This is a genomic window from Pseudomonas sp. NY15354 (genome assembly GCF_048068075.1).
GTDB classification, from domain to species: domain Bacteria; phylum Pseudomonadota; class Gammaproteobacteria; order Pseudomonadales; family Pseudomonadaceae; genus Aquipseudomonas; species Aquipseudomonas guariconensis_C.
Genome location: NZ_JBLUPV010000007.1, coordinates 70,820 through 87,702, shown reverse-complemented (window position 1 = coordinate 87,702; position 16,883 = coordinate 70,820). Strand labels below are relative to the sequence as shown.

General features: G+C 63.9%; 21 protein-coding genes. 10 read left to right on the top strand and 11 right to left on the bottom strand.

Annotated elements, in window-relative coordinates; all coding sequences use genetic code 11:
* Positions 1 to 28: 28 nt before the first annotated feature.
* Positions 29 to 955: a choline ABC transporter substrate-binding protein gene (gene choX / locus ACNFCH_RS09695; protein ID WP_416742682.1), complete on the bottom strand. Its 927-nt coding sequence runs from the start codon at positions 953 to 955 to the stop codon at positions 29 to 31.
* Between the two features lie 14 nt (positions 956 to 969).
* Positions 970 to 2,487, bottom strand: coding sequence for a choline-sulfatase (betC, locus tag ACNFCH_RS09690; RefSeq protein ID WP_416742681.1), 1,518 nt, complete (start codon positions 2,485 to 2,487; stop codon positions 970 to 972).
* Between the two features lie 109 nt (positions 2,488 to 2,596).
* Between betC and ACNFCH_RS09685 the strand changes: the two genes are divergently transcribed.
* Positions 2,597 to 3,496, top strand: a complete 900-nt coding sequence (locus tag ACNFCH_RS09685) for a choline sulfate utilization transcriptional regulator (protein ID WP_337159353.1) — start codon at positions 2,597 to 2,599, stop codon at positions 3,494 to 3,496.
* A 13-nt stretch (positions 3,497 to 3,509) separates the two neighbouring features.
* Here the strand turns inward: ACNFCH_RS09685 and ACNFCH_RS09680 are convergent, their stop codons facing one another.
* Positions 3,510 to 4,127 (bottom strand): NAD(P)-dependent oxidoreductase, encoded by a 618-nt coding sequence (locus ACNFCH_RS09680; protein ID WP_337159352.1) that lies wholly within the window; start codon positions 4,125 to 4,127, stop codon positions 3,510 to 3,512.
* A 54-nt stretch (positions 4,128 to 4,181) separates the two neighbouring features.
* Here ACNFCH_RS09680 and ACNFCH_RS09675 point away from each other — a divergent pair, with 54 nt between their 5' ends.
* Positions 4,182 to 4,511, top strand: coding sequence for a DOPA 4,5-dioxygenase family protein (locus tag ACNFCH_RS09675; RefSeq protein ID WP_070091331.1), 330 nt, complete (start codon positions 4,182 to 4,184; stop codon positions 4,509 to 4,511).
* 81 nt (positions 4,512 to 4,592) lie between these two features.
* Here ACNFCH_RS09675 and trpA read toward each other — a convergent pair whose 3' ends face one another.
* Positions 4,593 to 5,402, bottom strand: a complete 810-nt coding sequence (trpA, locus tag ACNFCH_RS09670; protein WP_337159351.1) for a tryptophan synthase subunit alpha — start codon at positions 5,400 to 5,402, stop codon at positions 4,593 to 4,595.
* Entirely contained in the window at positions 5,399 to 6,616 is a 1,218-nt protein-coding gene (gene trpB / locus ACNFCH_RS09665; RefSeq protein ID WP_337159350.1) for a tryptophan synthase subunit beta, read from the bottom strand. The genes trpA and trpB overlap by 4 nt, the downstream gene beginning before the upstream one ends.
* Before the next feature lie 210 nt (positions 6,617 to 6,826).
* Between trpB and ACNFCH_RS09660 the strand changes: the two genes are divergently transcribed.
* Positions 6,827 to 7,723 (top strand): LysR family transcriptional regulator, encoded by an 897-nt coding sequence (locus ACNFCH_RS09660; RefSeq protein ID WP_337159349.1) that lies wholly within the window; start codon positions 6,827 to 6,829, stop codon positions 7,721 to 7,723.
* Here ACNFCH_RS09660 and ACNFCH_RS09655 read toward each other — a convergent pair.
* Entirely contained in the window at positions 7,720 to 8,043 is a 324-nt protein-coding gene (locus ACNFCH_RS09655) for a DUF883 family protein (RefSeq protein ID WP_043207633.1), read from the bottom strand. The genes ACNFCH_RS09660 and ACNFCH_RS09655 overlap by 4 nt on opposite strands.
* 155 nt (positions 8,044 to 8,198) lie before the next feature.
* Between ACNFCH_RS09655 and ACNFCH_RS09650 the strand changes: the two genes are divergently transcribed.
* Positions 8,199 to 8,414 (top strand): dodecin, encoded by a 216-nt coding sequence (locus ACNFCH_RS09650; RefSeq protein WP_070091336.1) that lies wholly within the window; start codon positions 8,199 to 8,201, stop codon positions 8,412 to 8,414.
* A gap of 106 nt (positions 8,415 to 8,520) precedes the next feature.
* Positions 8,521 to 8,742 (top strand): DUF1161 domain-containing protein, encoded by a 222-nt coding sequence (locus tag ACNFCH_RS09645; RefSeq protein WP_070091337.1) that lies wholly within the window; start codon positions 8,521 to 8,523, stop codon positions 8,740 to 8,742.
* Between the two features lie 81 nt (positions 8,743 to 8,823).
* Here ACNFCH_RS09645 and ACNFCH_RS09640 read toward each other — a convergent pair whose 3' ends face one another.
* Complete coding sequence (locus ACNFCH_RS09640; RefSeq protein WP_337159348.1) at positions 8,824 to 9,828, bottom strand: LLM class flavin-dependent oxidoreductase; 1,005 nt, start codon at positions 9,826 to 9,828, stop codon at positions 8,824 to 8,826.
* Between the two features lie 150 nt (positions 9,829 to 9,978).
* Between ACNFCH_RS09640 and ACNFCH_RS09635 the strand changes: the two genes are divergently transcribed.
* Complete coding sequence (locus tag ACNFCH_RS09635) at positions 9,979 to 10,404, top strand: OsmC family protein (RefSeq protein ID WP_196164344.1); 426 nt, start codon at positions 9,979 to 9,981, stop codon at positions 10,402 to 10,404.
* Between the two features lie 70 nt (positions 10,405 to 10,474).
* A complete protein-coding gene (locus tag ACNFCH_RS09630; RefSeq protein WP_337159346.1) occupies positions 10,475 to 10,708 on the top strand; it encodes a DUF1161 domain-containing protein in 234 nt (77 codons plus the stop codon).
* Positions 10,709 to 10,947: 239 nt separating this feature from the next.
* Here ACNFCH_RS09630 and ACNFCH_RS09625 read toward each other — a convergent pair whose 3' ends face one another.
* Both ACNFCH_RS09625 and ACNFCH_RS09620 read right to left on the bottom strand, forming a co-directional pair.
* Positions 10,948 to 11,361, bottom strand: a complete 414-nt coding sequence (locus ACNFCH_RS09625; protein WP_337159345.1) for a hypothetical protein — start codon at positions 11,359 to 11,361, stop codon at positions 10,948 to 10,950.
* A gap of 78 nt (positions 11,362 to 11,439) precedes the next feature.
* Positions 11,440 to 11,856 carry a hypothetical protein gene (locus tag ACNFCH_RS09620; RefSeq protein ID WP_416742680.1) on the bottom strand — a complete coding sequence of 139 codons (417 nt, stop codon included), beginning with the start codon at positions 11,854 to 11,856 and terminating at the stop codon, positions 11,440 to 11,442.
* 84 nt (positions 11,857 to 11,940) lie between these two features.
* Here ACNFCH_RS09620 and ACNFCH_RS09615 point away from each other — a divergent pair, with 84 nt between their 5' ends.
* The gene (locus tag ACNFCH_RS09615; protein WP_337159370.1) at positions 11,941 to 13,014 is read left to right on the top strand and encodes an aminopeptidase; all 1,074 of its coding nucleotides are present in this window, start codon (positions 11,941 to 11,943) and stop codon (positions 13,012 to 13,014) included.
* A gap of 28 nt (positions 13,015 to 13,042) precedes the next feature.
* On the opposite strand, the gene ACNFCH_RS09610 is transcribed toward ACNFCH_RS09615, so the two are convergent.
* Together ACNFCH_RS09610 and ACNFCH_RS09605 are read right to left on the bottom strand one after the other, a co-directional pair.
* Positions 13,043 to 13,693: an HAD family hydrolase gene (locus tag ACNFCH_RS09610; RefSeq protein WP_337159343.1), complete on the bottom strand. Its 651-nt coding sequence runs from the start codon at positions 13,691 to 13,693 to the stop codon at positions 13,043 to 13,045.
* Between the two features lie 91 nt (positions 13,694 to 13,784).
* Entirely contained in the window at positions 13,785 to 14,333 is a 549-nt protein-coding gene (locus ACNFCH_RS09605; RefSeq protein WP_337159342.1) for a gamma carbonic anhydrase family protein, read from the bottom strand.
* A gap of 103 nt (positions 14,334 to 14,436) precedes the next feature.
* On the opposite strand from ACNFCH_RS09605, the gene prlC reads away from it, so the two are divergent.
* Entirely contained in the window at positions 14,437 to 16,488 is a 2,052-nt protein-coding gene (gene prlC, locus ACNFCH_RS09600) for an oligopeptidase A (protein WP_337159341.1), read from the top strand.
* Positions 16,485 to 16,766: a YheV family putative zinc ribbon protein gene (locus ACNFCH_RS09595; RefSeq protein ID WP_043207663.1), complete on the top strand. Its 282-nt coding sequence runs from the start codon at positions 16,485 to 16,487 to the stop codon at positions 16,764 to 16,766. Before prlC ends, ACNFCH_RS09595 begins: the two co-directional genes overlap by 4 nt.
* The last annotated feature ends 117 nt before the right edge of the window (positions 16,767 to 16,883 follow it).

Here is a 16,883-nt window from a genome sequence, read left to right as displayed (position 1 = left end):
CCACGGGGGTTATGTGTCGTTCAGCGGATCAAAGTTTAGCTTTTATGGCCTCTTGGGCATCCCCACCCTCCTTGGTGGTCACCCCGGCCAGCCAGGTGTTCAGCCATTCAGGATGCGCCTTCACCCAGGCCTTGGCCGCCTCATCGAAGCTCACCTTCTTATCCACAACCTCGGCCATGATGCTGTTTTCCATCTCTAGACTGAAGCTCAGATTGCCCAGCAGTTTCGCGGCATTCGGGCAGGCTTGTGGATAACCCTTGCGCACCAGTGTGTACACATCGCCTTTGCTGCCGAACCACTGCTCGCCCCCGGTGAGGTAATGCATCTTGAGCTTCACGTTCATCGGGTGCGGCGTCCAGCCGAGGAAGGTGATGAACTGCTTTTTCTGCACGGCCCGATGGACTTGGGCCAGCATCGCCTGCTCGCTGGACTCGACCAGCTTCCACTGCCCCAGGTCGAAGGCGTTCTTGTCGATGATCTCTTTGAGCGACAGGTTGGCCGGTGCGCCGGAGCCAATGCCGTATAGCTTCTTGCCGAAGGCGTCGGCATGTTTTGGCAGGTCGGCGAAGTCTTTCACACCGGCCTCCCAGACATAGTCCGGCACCGCGAGGGTGAATTGCGTGCCTTCAAGGTTGCGGGCCAGGCGCTGTACATCGCCGTTGGCCACGAACTTGTCGTGAAAGCCCTGCTGCGCGGGCATCCAGTTGCCCAGGAAGGCGTCTACCTGGCCGTCCTTGAGACCGCCGAAGATGATCGGCACGGCCAGGTTGTCGATCTTCACCTGGTAGCCGAGGCTTTCCAGGAGCAGGCGGGCGACGGCGTTGGTGGAGGCGATGTCGCTCCAACCGGGGTCGGCCATCTTCACGGTGGTGCATCGGGCATCGCTGTCGGCGTGGGCTGTGATGGCAGTCAGGCCAAGGGCCAGGGCGATCACGGCTGTGGTGCACTTCTTCATGGCGGCCTCTCTACTCAATCCAGGGGTGCGGGCTGTGGATAACGTGCCTTGCGCTCGAGGTCGTCGAGATCGATGTGGTTGCGCATGTACTGTTGGCTGGCATCCACCCAGGGTTGGTGGTCCCAGCTCTTCAGCTTGCCGATGGACAGTGCCTCGGCCACCAGGCGACGGCGTCGCTGGCTGGCCAGCACTTGCTGGCGCAGGGCGGGAATGTCCCAGCGTTGGCGGGCTTGATCGACAAATGCCTGCAGCAGCGCCTGATGGTCCGGGCTGCCGGTGAGGTTCTCCCGCTCGTGCGGGTCGCGGCTCAGGTCATAGAGTAGACACGGGTCGTCCTCGCTGTACACGAACTTGTACGGGCCTCGGCGGATCATCATCAACGGGCCGACGGTGCCTTCGGCCATGTATTCGCCGATCACCTCGTCATGCCCGCCCTGCCCTTGCAGGTGCCCGACCAGCGAGCGGCCATCCAGGTGCAGGGACGACTCGATCGCGCCACCGGCCAGCGCCACGAGGGTAGGCAGTAAATCGCAGGTGGAGACGTTGGCGCTGACCCGCGCCGCGGCAAAGCGTTTAGGGGCATGCACCAGCAGCGGCACCCGAGCCGACATCTCGAACCAGTGCATCTTGTACCAGAGCCCACGCTCGCCAAGCATGTCGCCGTGGTCGCCCGAGAACACGATCACGGTGTCGTCGGCCAGGTCGCATTCCTCCAGGGTCTGCAGGAGCTTGCCGATGTTGTCGTCGATGTAGCTGCAGGCACCGAAATAGGCGCGACGGGCATCGCGGATCTTGTGCGCGGGCAAGGGTTTGTCCCACAGGTCGTAGACCTTGAGCAGGCGTTGGGAGTGCGGGTCCTGTTGGGCCTGGTCGATGGTTTCAAGCGGCATGGGGATATCCACACCGTCGTACAGATCCCAGTAGTGCTTTGGAATCGTGTACGGGTCGTGGGGGTGCGTCATGGAAACGGTCAGGCAGAACGGTCGGCCATCGTTCTCGCGGACGTGGTCGTAAAGATACTGGCGGGCCTTGAACACCACTTCCTCGTCGAAATCCAGCTGGTTGGTCCGAACGCAAGGCCCTGCCTGCAGCACCGAGGACATGTTGTGGTACCAGCTCGGGCGCTGGTCGGGCTCGTCCCAGCTCACGGCCCAGCCATAGTCGGCCGGGTAGATATCGCTGGTCAGGCGTTCCTCGTAGCCGTGCAGTTGGTCCGGGCCGCAGAAATGCATCTTGCCCGACAGCGCCGTGCGATAGCCCAGGCGGCGCAGGTAGTGGGCGTAGGTGGGGACGTCGGCGGGGAAATCCGCGGCGTTGTCGTAGGCACCGATGCGGCTGGGCAACTGGCCGCTGACCAGGGTGAAGCGCGAGGGCGCGCACAGCGGGCTGTTGCAGTAGGCGGCGTCGAACACCACGGCCTGCTCGGCCAGGCGGCTCAGGTGCGGCATCTGGATGGGAGAGGGGTTGTAGATCGGCAGCATGGGCGCGGCCATCTGGTCGGCCATGATGAACAGGATGTTGGGTCGCTTCATGGGTGCCTTCCATCGTTGAAGGTTATGGGAACCGCTTGCGATCGAGGATGCGACTGTGGATAACATGGGTAAAGCCCACGCCGGGCAATGAGTGGGATTAGCTGAGCTTATGTTTGACCACCTTGCTGACGTTTCCCTGGACACCCTGCGGGTCTTCGAGGCCGCCGCCCGGCTGCGGGGCTTTACCGCCGCGGCACTGGAGCTGGGCACTACGCAGCCGGCGGTGAGCCAGCAGGTCAAGCGCCTGGAGGCCCAGTTGGGCACACGCCTGTTCGACCGGATCTACCGGGGGATCGAGTTGACCGAGACGGGGCAGGCGCTGTTCGAGCAGATCCACCAAGCGTTGTTGGCCATGGACGATGGCATCGCCCAGGCCAGCGGACGCGGCCAGCGTGAGGTGCTGCAGGTGGCCACCGACTTCGCCTTTGCGGCCTTCTGGCTGATGCCACGGTTGCCGCGCTTCCATGAGGCTTATCCACAGGTGGATGTCAGCCTGGTGACCGGTGAGCGCAGCCAGGCCATGCTGCGCCCGGACATCGACGTGGCGGTGCTGTTCGGCGATGGACGCTTCCATCAGGGCGAGAGCCGCTGGCTGTTCGATGAGGAAGTCTTCCCGGTCTGCAGCCCCAACCTGATTCGTGGCAAACCCGCGTCAGCCGAGGCTTTGCAACGATTGCCCCTGCTTCATCTGAGGGGTGAGCAGGCCAGTCGCTGGTTCGATTGGGGCGGGGTGTTTCGTGGGTTTGGCCTGCACAGCCCGCCGCCTGCAGGGCAACTGCGTTTCGACAACTACACCTTGCTGATCCAGGCGGCGATCGCGGGACAGGGGGTGGCGATCGGTTGGCGGCACCTGGTCGATGGCTTGGTGGACCAGGGGTTGTTGTGCCGGCCGCTCGAGGGCAGTTTGCGCTCGGCGCGGGGGTATTACGTGGTCCTGCCCCCGCGCAAACGGCGGGGGGCGCTGATCGAGCGGTTCGTGGACTGGCTGGAACAGGAGCGTGGGGTGTGAATTCACGGGGGCTCTAGAGCACGAAGTTCACATGCTCGCCTTGGTGCAGGTTCAGCTCGAGGGTATCGACCATTCCTGCGGCAATCCGCGCCAATCGCTGCAAAGGCCCGGCCAGTCCGGGCTCCAGCGTTCCATCGAGGTTGCGAAAATGCTCGATGCCCAGGCCGGGTCTGTCTTCAGGGGCATTGATCAGCGTCCAGCGCAGGGCGCTGCGTTGCAGCCCATCGACGATCTGGTCGGCACAGTCGCGCTGCGCTTCGTTATGCCGGGATGGCGTGTCCAGCACGTCGAAATCGCCCACCAGCAATAGCCGGCGTATAGTCGTACGGGAAAGGCCTGCCACCAGGGCCTCGGCCATTTGCCGCTGCGCGGGCAAGTCGCCGGGGGCGAGCGCCGAGAGCAAGGCGATCACCGCCGATCCACCGGCCACGCTCTGTTCGGCCTGATGCTTGTCGCCTAGTGCACCTCGTTTGAAGTGCAGGCCGGGGCGCGGTGCGTGACGGTTGAGGTCATCGACCACCGCCGTGACTTCATGCTGGCGCGACAGCAGCTCGACGATCAGGGCACTGCCCAGGCTGCTTTCGGCACCGAACAGGACCAGTTTGAACACTGGGGTCTCGGCATTTTTCACAGAATCGCTCCCCTTTGCGGGCCAGTGATCGTTTGACCTCATTTGGGAGTAATCGTGCAAAGGATCAAGGGTTATCACGCCCACGTGTACTACGACGCATCGACGATGGAGCAGGCCCGGGCGCTGTGTGAGGAAGCGGCGCGGCTGTTTCCCGTGACCATGGGGCGCATGCACCAGAAGCCGGTCGGGCCGCATCCGGACTGGAGCTGCCAGCTGGCTTTCGGGCCGGAGGTGGTGGGGGTGGTATTGCCGTGGCTGGCACTGTATCGCAAGGGGTTGGTGGTGTTCCTGCACCCGCTGACGGGGGATGAACTGGCGGATCACCGGGATCATGCGATCTGGATGGGGGCTGTCAGGCCGTTGGACCTGTCGATCTTCGAATGACTGGAGCCGCTTTGCGGCCCATCGCAGGCTTTCGCCAGCTCCCACGAGTGATCCCGTGGGGCTGGCGTAGCCCTCGCGATATTACTGGCGGGCGCCGCGCACGCCTTCAGCCAGCGCCGAGCACAGGCTCAGCACATCCGCTACCGCCTGGTCGGCACTCTTGGCCTGGGCGATCTTGTCGACCAACGCCGAACCTACCACCACGCCTTCGGACAGCTTGGCGATCGCCGCGGCCTGCTCCGGTGTGCGGATACCGAAACCAACGCTGATCGGCAGGTCGGTGTGGCGGCGCAGGCGGGCGATGGCCTGCTGCACGTGCTCGGTGGTGGCCGAACCGGCACCGGTCACGCCAGCCACCGAGACGTAGTAGACGAAGCCAGAGCTGCGCTCCAGTACGCGCGGGAGGCGGGCGTCGTCGGTGGTCGGCGTGGTCAGGCGGATGAAGTCGATGCCCGCGGCCTGGGCTGGGGTGGCCAGCTCGGCGTCGTGCTCAGGTGGCAGGTCGACGATGATCAGGCCATCGACGCCGGCTTCCTTGGCTTCTGCCACGAAGCGCTCCACGCCAAAGCGATGGATCGGATTGTAGTAGCCCATCAGCACGATCGGTGTGGTCTGGTTGCCGACGCGGAACTCGCGGACCATCTGCAAGGTTTTCGCCAGGGTCTGGCCGGCTTCCAGGGCGCGCAGGGTCGCCAGCTGGATGGCCACGCCATCGGCCATCGGGTCGGTGAACGGCATGCCCAGTTCGATCACGTCGGCACCGGCTTCAGGCAGGCCCTTGAGGATCGCCAGGGAGGCGTCGTAGCCAGGGTCGCCGGCGGTGATGAAGGTGACCAGCGCGGAGCGGCCTTCGGCCTTCAGCTCGGCGAAGCGGTGTTCAAGACGGCTCATGGCTGTTTCTCCTGGGCGGCCATATGGTTCATCACAGTTTGCATGTCCTTGTCGCCACGACCGGACAGGCACACGACCATCAGGTGGTCCTTGGGCAGGTTGGGAGCGCGCTTGATCGTCTCGGCCAGGGCATGGGAGCTCTCCAGGGCCGGGATGATGCCTTCCAGGCGGCAGCAGGTGTGGAAGGCGTCGAGCGCTTCGTCGTCGGTGATGCTGACGTATTCGACGCGCTTCACTTCGTGCAGGTAGGCGTGCTCGGGGCCGATGCCGGGGTAGTCCAGGCCGGCGGAAATCGAGTGGGCGTCGGTGATCTGGCCGTCCTCATCCTGCAGCAGGTAAGTGCGGTTGCCGTGCAGCACGCCCGGGACGCCGCCGTTGAGGCTGGCGGCATGCTTGTCGGTGTTCACGCCGTGGCCACCGGCTTCGACGCCGATGATCTGCACGCTGGCGTCATCGAGGAAGTCGTGGAACAGGCCCATGGCGTTGGAGCCACCGCCGACGCAAGCGACCAGGCTGTCAGGCAGGCGGCCTTCCTTCTCGTGCAGTTGGGCGCGGGTTTCCTTGCCGATGATCGACTGGAAGTCGCGGACCATCGCCGGGTACGGGTGAGGACCTGCCACGGTGCCGATCAGGTAGAAGGTGTCGTCGACGTTGGTGACCCAGTCGCGCAGGGCCTCGTTCATGGCGTCCTTGAGGGTGCCGGTGCCGGCGGTGACCGGAACGATCTCGGCGCCCAGCAGCTTCATGCGGAACACGTTGGCCTGCTGGCGCTCGATGTCGGTGGCGCCCATGTAGATCACGCAGGGCAGGCCGAAGCGTGCGGCAACGGTGGCAGTGGCCACGCCGTGCATGCCGGCGCCGGTTTCGGCGATCAGGCGTTTCTTGCCCATGCGCTTGGCCAGCAGCACTTGGCCGATGCAGTTGTTCACCTTGTGCGCGCCGGTGTGGTTGAGCTCTTCACGTTTGAAGAAGATCTTCGCCCCGCCGCAGTGTTCGGTCAGGCGTTCGGCGAAGTACAACGGGTTGGGCCGGCCGATGTAGTCGCGCTGGAAGTAGGCCAGTTCTTCGAGGAACTTCGGATCGGCCTTGGCCGCTTCGTACTCGCGGGCCAGGTCAAGGACCAGCGGCATCAGGGTTTCGGCCACGTAGCGGCCGCCGAACGAGCCGAACAGGCCGTTGGCATCGGGGCCGGCACGGTATTGGGTCTGGGTCATGGGACGCTCCATAGGCGATGTGATCAGTGAAATCGGGTGGGCTTGTCCGTGGGGGAACGTGTTCCCACAAATCTGGGCGATGCTGAACCTGTGGGAGCGGGTTTACCCGCGAACAGGCCTACATCGGTCGATGGGCCTACTCTAACCACGACATGGCCGGCTGAAAACCGATAAGATTGCGATAACTTGTCAGAAAATCTCACATATCAAATGCGCCAGGATCTCCCGCCCCTCAATGCGTTGCGCGCCTTCGAGGCCACTGCCAGGCTCAACAGCGTCAGCCAGGCCGCCGAGCTTTTGCACGTCACCCATGGTGCTGTCAGTCGTCAGATCAAGGTGCTCGAAGAGCATCTGGGCGTGGCGCTGTTCGTCAAGGACGGGCGTGGCATCAAACTCACAGATGCCGGTGTCCGCCTGCGCGATGCGAGTTTCGATGCGTTCGACCGGCTGCGCACGGTCTGTTCGGAACTCAGCCGCGACGTCAACGAGGCGCCGTTCGTGCTGGGGTGCTCCGGCAGTCTGCTGGCGCGCTGGTTCATCCCTCGCCTGGGGCGGCTGAAGGCCGATCTGCCGGAGCTGCGCCTGCACCTGTCCGCGGGTGAGGGCGATCTGGACCCTCGCCGTCCCGGCCTGGATGCCTTGTTGGTATACGCCGAGCCGCCGTGGCCTGCGGACATGCAGGTCCATGTGTTGGCCCAGGAGCGCATCGGGCCGGTGGTGAGCCCGCACTTCGCGGGATTCGAGCGTTTGCGTGAGGCGCCGGCCACCGCCTTGCTCGATGAAGCCCTGCTGAACACCACTTCGCGTCCGCAGGCCTGGCCGACCTGGGCCGGGCAGCAAGGGCTGGACCCTGCAGCGCTGACGTTCGGCCAGGCTTTCGAGCATCTCTATTACCTGCTGGAGGCGGCGGTTGCCGGCCTGGGCGTGGCCATCGCGCCACAACCGTTGGTGGCGGATGACCTGCGGGCCGGGCGGCTGAGTGCGCCCTGGGGCTTCTCGCCTACCCGCGCGGCATTGGCACTGTGGGTGCCGCGACGCGCCGCGGATGGGCGCGCCGAGCAGTTGGCGCAGTGGCTGCGCAATGAATTGGAACTGCAGATGGCCTAGTTGCGCTTGCACATCAGCCAGGCGGCCAGCAGGCCAAGGGCACCGATGGCGACGCCCGCGGTAGTCCAGGGGTGTTCCTGGGCGTAATCGCGGGTGGCGATGCCGGTCTGGCGGGTGCGGGCTTTTACTTCTTCATAGGCCTCGCCCATCAGGGTGCGTGACTGTCTGAGCGCGTTTTCGGCGTTGCTGCGGATCGCTTTCATGGATTTCTGCGACTCTTCCGAGGCGTCGTGCTTGAGGTGCTCGAGGGTCTTGAGCAGGCTTTCGATCTCCGCCTCCATGCTTTCCAGCGACGCTTTACGCAGCGAGTTGTAGGCCATGATGACTCTCCTTCGCGGTGGGTTGGGTTGTAAGGGTTGCGACTGTGCAGCGCAGCGAAAGTGCGATCGAACTTTCGTTTGCCGTGCGAGTTCGCAGGTAAAGCGGGCCTGCGCTGCTAGGCTCAAATCTCGTACGCCAACCAAGGAGAGCGCTCATGTCCGATCATCGCACCTACAAGAAGATCGAGCTGGTCGGGTCCTCACCCACCAGCATCGAGGACGCGATCAACAATGCCCTGGCCGAAGCCGGCAAGAGCATCAAGCACCTGGAGTGGTTCGAGGTCGTCGATACCCGGGGTCATATCCGCGACAACCAGGCGGCGCACTTTCAGGTCACGCTGAAGGTCGGTTTCCGCATCGCCAATAGCTGAAACATGCCCAGGCTGGCATCGACCGGCCAGATGAGGTAAAGGTTGCAGGGTGCCATTTCGATAGTGGCACCCTGTCCTTTTTTGATCTGAACAAGGAAAGCGATCGATGAAGAAACTGATTCTGGCAGTGGGATTGATGGCGTTGGCAGGCGGTGCGTTTGCGGCTGGGAAGCCGTGCGAAGAGCTCAAGGCCGAAATCGCGGCGAAGCTGGATGCCAAGGGTGTGAAGGGCTATACGCTGGAGATCGTCAACAAGGGCGAGCCGGCTGGCAAGGTGGTCGGTAGCTGCGAGGGCGGCACCAAGGAAATCGTCTATCGACGGGGTTGAGGTGGTGAAGGCTTCGCGGGTGACTCCGCTCCCATTTGATCCGGGCTGAACCGGTGGGAGCGGGTTCACCCGCCAGAGGCGCTACTGCGTCTTGAGCGCCTGGGCCATCAGCTCGTAGGAGCGCAAGCGATCCGCATGCTCGTACAGATCGCAGGTGAAGATCAGCTCATCGGCGCCGGTCTGCTCCAATAGCACTTGCACCTTGGCCCGCACCTTCTGCGGGCTGCCAATCATCGCCAGACCCAGGAAACTGCCCACCGCATCGCGTTCATGGGGCAGCCACAAGCCGTCCATGCTCGGCACCGGTGGGCGCTGCATCAGGCTCTGGCCACGGATCAGCGCGAGGATACGCTGGTACACGGACGTCGCCAGGTACTGGGCGTGTTCATCGGTGTCGGCCACGACCATCGGCACGCCTAGCATCACGTAAGGCTTGTCGAGCACGGTCGAGGGCTTGAAATGGTCGCGATAGATGCGGATCGCCTCGTGCATATAGCGCGGGGCGAAGTGCGAGGCGAAGGCATAGGGCAGCCCGCGCATGCCGGCCAGCTGGGCGCTGAACAAGCTGGAGCCCAGGAGCCAGATCGGGACCTCGGTGTCATGGCCGGGCACGGCGATGACTTTCTGATCCGGCGTGCGAGGGCCCAGATAACGCGACAGCTCCTCGACATCATCCGGGAAATCATCGGCGCTGCCGGAACGTTCGCGACGCAAGGCGCGAGCGGTCATCTGATCGGAGCCGGGCGCACGGCCAAGGCCCAGGTCGATACGGCCCGGGTACAGGCTCGCCAGGGTGCCGAACTGCTCGGCGATCACCAGGGGGGCATGGTTGGGCAGCATCACGCCGCCAGAGCCGATGCGGATGCTCGAGGTTCCGCCGGCCAGGTAGCCGATCAGCACCGAAGTGGCGGAGCTGGCGATGCCGTCCATGTTGTGGTGCTCGGCCACCCAGAAGCGGTTGTAGCCCCAGCGCTCGACGTGCTGCGCCAGATCCAGCGAGTTGCGCAGTGACTGCGCTGGCCCGCTGTCGGCGCGCACCGGTACCAGGTCGAGGGTGGAAATCTTCAGGTCACGCAGGTGCGTCATTGGAGCCTCCGCAGAAAGTTGGCCAAGGGCCTTGAGGACTCTGTATGGGCAGTTTCCGAGGTTTCAATGTTGAGCATCAGATTGATCTGAACTTGCGCAGGGTGCCGTCCTCAGAACCCATAGGTACTCATCCCATGACCAGGAGGCAGCATGAAAAAGACAGCATCGGCGATCTGGCAAGGCGGGCTCAAGGACGGCAAGGGCTCACTGTCTACCGAGAGTGGGGCGCTCAAGCAGAATCCCTACGGCTTCAACACCCGTTTCGAAGGCTCACCCGGGACCAACCCGGAGGAGTTGATCGGTGCGGCGCATGCGGGGTGCTTCTCGATGGCGCTGTCGATGATGCTAGGCGAGGCGGGACTGACCGCGGAGCGCATCGACACCATTGCCGAGGTGAGCCTGGACAAACAGCCCGACGGCTTCGCCATCACCGCCGTGCACCTGATCCTCAAGGCCAAGGTGCCTGGCGCGAGCGAGGCGCAGTTCCAGGAGATCGCCAACAAGGCCAAGGCCGGCTGCCCGGTATCCAAGGTGCTCAACGCCGCGATCAGCCTGGACGCGACGTTGGTTGCCTAGGCGCAACAGGGACGGTTTCCTGTAGTCTAAACAGCGTTGGCAGCCCGACTGCCTCTACAGGAGCCGTCCCATGATCCGCGTTGCAACCGCCGTGCTGGTTTCCCTGCTGGCCACGACCGCCCTGGCCGCCCCCAAACCGTGCGAAGAACTCAAAGCCGAGATCGAAGCGAAGATCCAGGCTGCGGGCGTGACGTCCTATACCTTGGAAATCGTGCCCAATGGCGAGGTCCGCGACCAGAACATGATCGTTGGCAGCTGCGATGGTGGTACCAAGAAGATCATCTATCAGAAGAACGACCGCTAGGCTCTGTACGAAAAGCCTTGATACTCGGTGATGCTGCGTTGAAAACAGCCTCGGAATGCTCATTTACAACCCGTAAACTGCGCTTCCTCAGCTGTTTTCGCCTTGCCTGATCTTCGTCTCAAGACTTTTTTCATACAGACCCTAGCTTCGAGACGTGAGGCTGCGGCACAAGGCCGCTCCTACCGGCACGGTGTAGGAGCGGCCTTGTGCCGCGAAGGGCCGCAACGAGGCCCCAAGGCTCACGGAATGCAGAAGACGTTGCTGGGCTCGTCCACCACCACCGTGCGTTCGGCATCGAACAGCAGCACCTGCGGCTGCATCACTGGCGCTCGGGCTTCCAGGCGGTAGCGTTCGCCGGCCTTGAAGTCGTCATAGCGCACGGTCAGGTAGCAGGTGCGTTCGGTCGGGTCGGTCGAAAAGCCGCCTGAGTACACCTCGTAGTCGAAGCGCACCACCAGCTCATGCCGACCAGGCGTGACCTGGAAGTAGCGGCCATCATCGAGCCGCTTGCCGTCCAGGCGGTCGGCCATGATGGTCTTGCCAGGGGTGATGGTGTAGAGATCGACCCAAGCCTGCTTGGGGTCGACGGGCGGCAAGGGGCTGGCGCAGGCCCCCAGCGCACTGAGGGCGATCAGCATCATGGGCTGGCGCATGGCGAAACTCCCGCTTGCGATTCACAAGCTATAAGCATAGCGCCGACACGCCTGCGCTGTCGTGAAAGTCTTGGTCGTTCAGGTGCGCTGGCAGCCTGCAGGCAGGCCTTGGCTCACGAGATTTCGCTGCTGGTCGTAGAGCTTGATCCAGGGGCGGAATCCGATACTGCCGGCTTGCAACTGGTAACGCTGGCCGGCGCTGAAATCCTTGAAGGTCAGGTTGAGCTGGCAGTCGCGCCACAAGGGCTCGTCGACCGGACCGATATTGCTTGGCGCCACGGCGAACTGATAACGCACGGTCAGCTCATGGTTGCCCGGCTGGACTTCGAAGTAGCGGGTGTCGGCCCAGTCGCGCTCGTCTACCTGCACCGCGTGCAGGGACGTGTTGTCGTAGGGCGCCAGGTCGACCCAGGCCTGGTTAGGGTCTGGCGCCGGCAAGGTGGAGCATCCGGACAGCAGCACGAGCGTGCCGGCGATGACAATCATTGAACGCATGGCGAAACGCCCCCCTGGCGAGATAGTCTTGGACCGCACTGGCCGTGAGCGAGATAGACAGCCCTGATGTTCCGACTTTTTCTTTTGCAGCGCTCAAGCCCTGGGCCTCTCGACCGCGTTTTCACCCGTTTGGTTCCCCTCCTGGCCGCCGTCCTGCTGAACGGTTGCAGCAGCCTGGGCTATTACGGGCAATTGGCCGAGGGGCAATGGCAGCTGTTGCGCGCACGCCAGCCGGTGGAGCGCCTGCTTGATGACCCCGCCACCCCTGCCCCGTTACGCCAGCGTCTGACGCAAGCCGAGCAGGCCCGGCGGTTCGCCAGTGAGCACTTGAAACTGCCGGACAACCGCAGCTACCGCGTCTATGCCGATCTGGGCCGGCCCTATGTGGTCTGGAACGTGTTCGCCACGCCGGAGCTTTCGTTGCAGCCGGTGACCCATTGCTTCCCGATTGCCGGCTGCGTGGCCTATCGGGGCTACTACCGGCAAGGTGCGGCCCGGGGCGCTGCGGCGTTGATGCGCCAGCAGGGGCTGGACACCTACATAGGCGGCGTCGAAGCGTATTCGACCCTGGGCTGGTTCGACGATCCGATCCTTTCCTCGATGGTCGGCTGGGGCGACGAGCGCTTGGCCGCCGTGATCTTCCACGAGCTGGCGCACCAGCGTTTCTATGTGCAGGACGACACTGAATTCAACGAATCTTTTGCCTCCTTCGTCGAGCAGGAGGGATCGCGGCAATGGCGCGTGGCGCGTGGGCTTCCAGCGATTCAAGAGCATGCGCTGCGCCAGCGTGAGCAGTTCATCCAGCTGGTGTTGGACAGCCGGGTGCGGCTTGAGGCGATCTATGCGAGCCCACGCAACGAGGCGGGCAAGCGGGCGGCCAAGCAGGTGGAGTTCGAACGGCTACGCCAGGCTTATCAGCAGATGCGCGATGAGCAGTGGAATGGTGACAAGCGCTATGACGCCTGGATGTATGGGCCGATGAACAACGCCAAGCTGTTGCCGTTCGGGTTGTATGACCAATGGGTGCCGGCGTTTGCGGCGCTGTTTGGGCAAGTGGGCGGCGACTGGACGCTGTTCTACCAGCGGGTCGAGGCCCTTGGGCAATTGCCAGTCGAACAGCGCAAGGCAGCGCTGGGTCGGCTGGCTGAGAGCCGGTGAAGGGAGGCGGCACAGCCGCCCCATGCGATCAACGGTTGATAAACGCTTGGTGCATCTGCGCCACGGTCTGGAAGTGGAACGCCGGCGCTTCGGCCGTCAGCTCTTCATGGCTGCCGAAGCCATACCCTACCGCCACCGCCTGCAGCCCGTTGCTGCGCGCGCCGATCAGGTCGTGCTTGCGGTCACCGATCATCAGCGTCTGGGCCGGGTCCAGCCCTTCTTCGTCCAACAGGTGGCGAATCAGCTCGACCTTGTTGGTGCGGGTGCCGTCCAGTTCGCTGCCGTAGATCACCTTGAAATGATGGTCGAAGGCGAAGTGCCGGGCGATCTCGCGGGCGAACTCCCAGGGCTTCGAGGTGGCGATGTACAGCGTGCGGCCTTGGCTGTTGAGGGCCTCGAGCAGGTCTGGCACGCCGTCGAACACCAGGTTTTCGTACAAGCCGGTGACGCGGAAGCGCTCACGATAGAAGTTCACCGCCTCCCAGGCCTTGGCTTCGTCGAAGCCATAGAACTGCATGAAGGCCTGCAGCAAAGGTGGTCCGATGAAGTGTTCGAGACGGGTCAGGTCCGGCTCGTCGATGCCCAGCTTGGCCAGGGCGTATTGGATCGAGCGGGTGATGCCCAGACGGGGGTCGGTCAGGGTGCCGTCGAGGTCGAAGAGGATGTTCTGCTGGTGCATGCGATGCGTTCCACTGAAGTCGTTCGTTGACTGCTTCGCGGGTAAACCCGCTCCACAAGCCCTACGAGAGCGGGTTTACCCACGACCAGGATCATTCCGGTTGGTCGTAGCCTTCGGCCAGGTGCTGGTCCTTGAGCTTGACGTAATTGGCGGCGCTGTAGGGGAAGAAGGCACGCTCTTTGTCGGTCAACGGGCGAGCCTGCTTTGCTGGGCTGCCGACGTACAGGTAGCCGCTCTCCAGGCGTTTTCCGGGAGGGACCAGGCTGCCGGCACCGATGATCACCTCGTCTTCCACCACCGCGCCATCCATGATCGTGCAACCCATGCCGACCAGGATGCGATTGCCCAGGGTACAGCCATGGAGCATGACTTTGTGACCGATGGTCACATCATCGCCGATCAAGAGCGGGAAGCCGTCCGGGTTGAACGGGCCGGCATGGGTGATGTGCAGCACGCTGCCGTCCTGCACGCTGGTGCGCGCACCGATGCGGATGCGGTGCATGTCGCCGCGAACGACCGTCAGCGGCCAGACCGAGCTGTCCTCACCGATCTCCACGTCGCCCAGCACCACCGCCGAACGGTCGACGAAAACCCGGGGTCCAACTTTCGGAGTGTGTTGTGCAAAGCGTCGGATGGCCATGATAGCGCCCCTCTTGAATGCCGATAGGCGGGCTGCCTGCTGCGGTCGGCGTCGATTGTAATTAAGATGGTCCCGTGTTTCCTCCTGCCAAGGTATCTAAACCGTGAGTGCGAACAACCCGCTTCTGCAGTCCTACGATCTGCCGCCCTTCTCGGCGATCCGTGCCGAACACGTGCTGCCGGCGATCGAGCAGATCCTGGCCGACAACCGAAAAGCCATTGCCCAGCTCCTCGAACAGCAAGGCCAGAACCCCACCTGGGCCGGCCTGGTGCTGGCGATGGACGAGCTCAACGACCGCCTGGGCGCCGCCTGGAGCCCGGTCAGCCACCTCAATGCGGTGTGCAACAGCAAAGAGCTGCGCGAGGCCTACGAGTCCTGCCTGCCCGCGCTGAGTGCCTACTCCACCGAACTGGGGCAGAACCGCGCCCTGTTCGAAGCCTATGAAGCCCTGGCCAAGAGCCCGGAAGCCGCAGGCTTCGACGTGGCGCAGAAGACCATCATCGACCATGCCCTGCGCGATTTCCGTCTGTCGGGCATCGACCTGCCGGCCGACAAGCAGCAGCGCTACGCTGAGGTGCAAAGCCGCCTGAGCGAACTGGGCAGCCGCTTCTCCAACCAGTTGCTGGACGCCACCCAGGCCTGGACCAAGCACGTCACCGACGAAGCGCAGCTCGCCGGCCTGACCGACTCGGCCAAGGCGCAGATGGCCGCCGCTGCCCAGGCCAAAGATCTGGACGGTTGGCTGATCACCCTGGAGTTCCCCAGCTACTACGCGGTGATGACCTACGCCAATGACCGCGCTCTGCGCGAAGAACTCTACGCCGCCTACTGCACCCGCGCCTCCGACCAGGGCCCGAACGCTGGCCAGTTCGACAACGGCCCGGTGATGAGCGAAATCCTCGACCTGCGCCAGGAACTCGCCGAGCTGCTGGGCTACAAGAACTACGCCGAGCTGAGCCTGGCCACCAAGATGGCCGAGTCCAGCGACCAGGTGTTGAGCTTCCTGCGGGACCTGGCCAAGCGCAGCAAACCATTCGCCGCCCAGGATCTTGAGCAGCTCAAGGCCTATGCCGCCGAGCAGGGCTGCCCCGAGCTGTCGAGCTGGGATGCCGGCTACTACGGCGAGAAGCTGCGCGAGCAGCGCTACAGCGTCTCCCAGGAGGCTCTGCGCGCCTACTTCCCGGTCGACAAGGTGCTTTCGGGCCTGTTCACCATCGTCCAGCGTCTGTACGGCATCGAGATTACCGAACTCAAGGGCTTCGACACCTGGCACCCGGACGTGCGCCTGTTCGAGATCAAGGAAAACGGCCAACACGTGGGCCGCTTCTTCTTCGACCTGTACGCCCGCGCCAACAAGCGTGGCGGTGCCTGGATGGACGGCGCGCGCGACCGTCGCCGTACCGCGGCCGGCAGCCTGCAGAGCCCAGTGGCGAACCTGGTGTGCAACTTCACCCCGGCCGCGCCCGGCAAGCCGGCGCTGCTGACCCACGACGAAGTCACCACTTTGTTCCACGAGTTCGGCCATGGCCTGCACCACCTGCTCACCCGCATCGAGCATGCGGGCGTTTCCGGTATCAACGGTGTGGCCTGGGACGCGGTGGAGCTGCCGAGCCAGTTCATGGAGAACTGGTGCTGGGAGCCTGACGGCCTGGCCTTGATTTCCGGCCACTACGAGACCGGCAAGCCCCTGCCCCAAGACCTGCTGGACAAGATGCTGGCGGCCAAGAACTTCCAGTCGGGCATGATGATGGTGCGCCAGCTGGAGTTCTCGCTGTTCGACTTCGAGCTGCACGCCAACCACGGCGATGGCCGCAGCGTGCTGCAGGTGCTCGAAGGCGTGCGCGACGAGGTGTCGGTGATGCGACCGCCTGCCTACAACCGCTTCCCCAACAGCTTCGCCCACATCTTCGCTGGCGGCTACGCGGCCGGCTACTACAGCTACAAGTGGGCTGAAGTGCTCTCGGCGGACGCCTTCTCGCGCTTTGAGGAAGAAGGCGTGCTCAATGCCGAGACCGGCCGTGCCTTCCGCGAGGCGATCCTGGCCCGTGGCGGCTCCCGTGAGCCGATGGTGCTGTTCGTCGACTTCCGTGGCCGCGAGCCCTCCATCGATGCATTGCTGCGCCATAGTGGTCTGACCGAGGACGCGGCGGCATGAGCGAGGTTCCTGTGAGCAAAACCAAGAAGCGCTTCATCGCCGGGGCGGTCTGCCCGGCGTGCAGCGAGCCCGACAAGCTGATGATGTGGAACGAAGATGGCGTGCCGCACCGCGAGTGCGTGGCCTGCGGTTTCACCGACACCCTGAACGAACAGGGCCTGTCGGTACCCACCGAATTGGGCACCCGGGTCAATCACCTGGCGCCCAAGGCGGCACCGGCCAAGGTGCAGACCGTGCAGTTCTTCCCCAATCCGAAGCTGAAGAAACCGGCCGAGTAAGGCTGTCGCGCCACCAGGTCCTGGCCGGTGGCGCGTCTCTATGAACACAGGTGGTAGTTATGCAGCCACCTGTGCCGCAGCTTGCGTTCCATGCTCGCGTTGATCATCAACCGAGCA

Coding starts and splice junctions, on each gene's coding strand:
- ACNFCH_RS09610 (WP_337159343.1), bottom strand. CDS start 13,693: ATGCACCAGCAGAACATCCTCTTCGACCTCGACGGCACCCTGACCGAC.
- choX (WP_416742682.1), bottom strand. CDS start 955: ATGAAGAAGTGCACCACAGCCGTGATCGCCCTGGCCCTTGGCCTGACT.
- ACNFCH_RS09605 (WP_337159342.1), bottom strand. CDS start 14,333: ATGGCCATCCGACGCTTTGCACAACACACTCCGAAAGTTGGACCCCGG.
- ACNFCH_RS09655 (WP_043207633.1), bottom strand. CDS start 8,043: ATGGCCTACAACTCGCTGCGTAAAGCGTCGCTGGAAAGCATGGAGGCG.
- ACNFCH_RS09625 (WP_337159345.1), bottom strand. CDS start 11,361: ATGCGCCAGCCCATGATGCTGATCGCCCTCAGTGCGCTGGGGGCCTGC.
- ACNFCH_RS09635 (WP_196164344.1), top strand. CDS start 9,979: ATGAAAAAGACAGCATCGGCGATCTGGCAAGGCGGGCTCAAGGACGGC.
- ACNFCH_RS09645 (WP_070091337.1), top strand. CDS start 8,521: ATGAAGAAACTGATTCTGGCAGTGGGATTGATGGCGTTGGCAGGCGGT.
- ACNFCH_RS09640 (WP_337159348.1), bottom strand. CDS start 9,828: ATGACGCACCTGCGTGACCTGAAGATTTCCACCCTCGACCTGGTACCG.
- trpA (WP_337159351.1), bottom strand. CDS start 5,402: ATGAGCCGTCTTGAACACCGCTTCGCCGAGCTGAAGGCCGAAGGCCGC.
- ACNFCH_RS09630 (WP_337159346.1), top strand. CDS start 10,475: ATGATCCGCGTTGCAACCGCCGTGCTGGTTTCCCTGCTGGCCACGACC.
- ACNFCH_RS09650 (WP_070091336.1), top strand. CDS start 8,199: ATGTCCGATCATCGCACCTACAAGAAGATCGAGCTGGTCGGGTCCTCA.
- ACNFCH_RS09595 (WP_043207663.1), top strand. CDS start 16,485: ATGAGCGAGGTTCCTGTGAGCAAAACCAAGAAGCGCTTCATCGCCGGG.
- ACNFCH_RS09620 (WP_416742680.1), bottom strand. CDS start 11,856: ATGCGTTCAATGATTGTCATCGCCGGCACGCTCGTGCTGCTGTCCGGA.
- ACNFCH_RS09685 (WP_337159353.1), top strand. CDS start 2,597: ATGTTTGACCACCTTGCTGACGTTTCCCTGGACACCCTGCGGGTCTTC.
- trpB (WP_337159350.1), bottom strand. CDS start 6,616: ATGACCCAGACCCAATACCGTGCCGGCCCCGATGCCAACGGCCTGTTC.
- betC (WP_416742681.1), bottom strand. CDS start 2,487: ATGAAGCGACCCAACATCCTGTTCATCATGGCCGACCAGATGGCCGCG.
- ACNFCH_RS09660 (WP_337159349.1), top strand. CDS start 6,827: ATGCGCCAGGATCTCCCGCCCCTCAATGCGTTGCGCGCCTTCGAGGCC.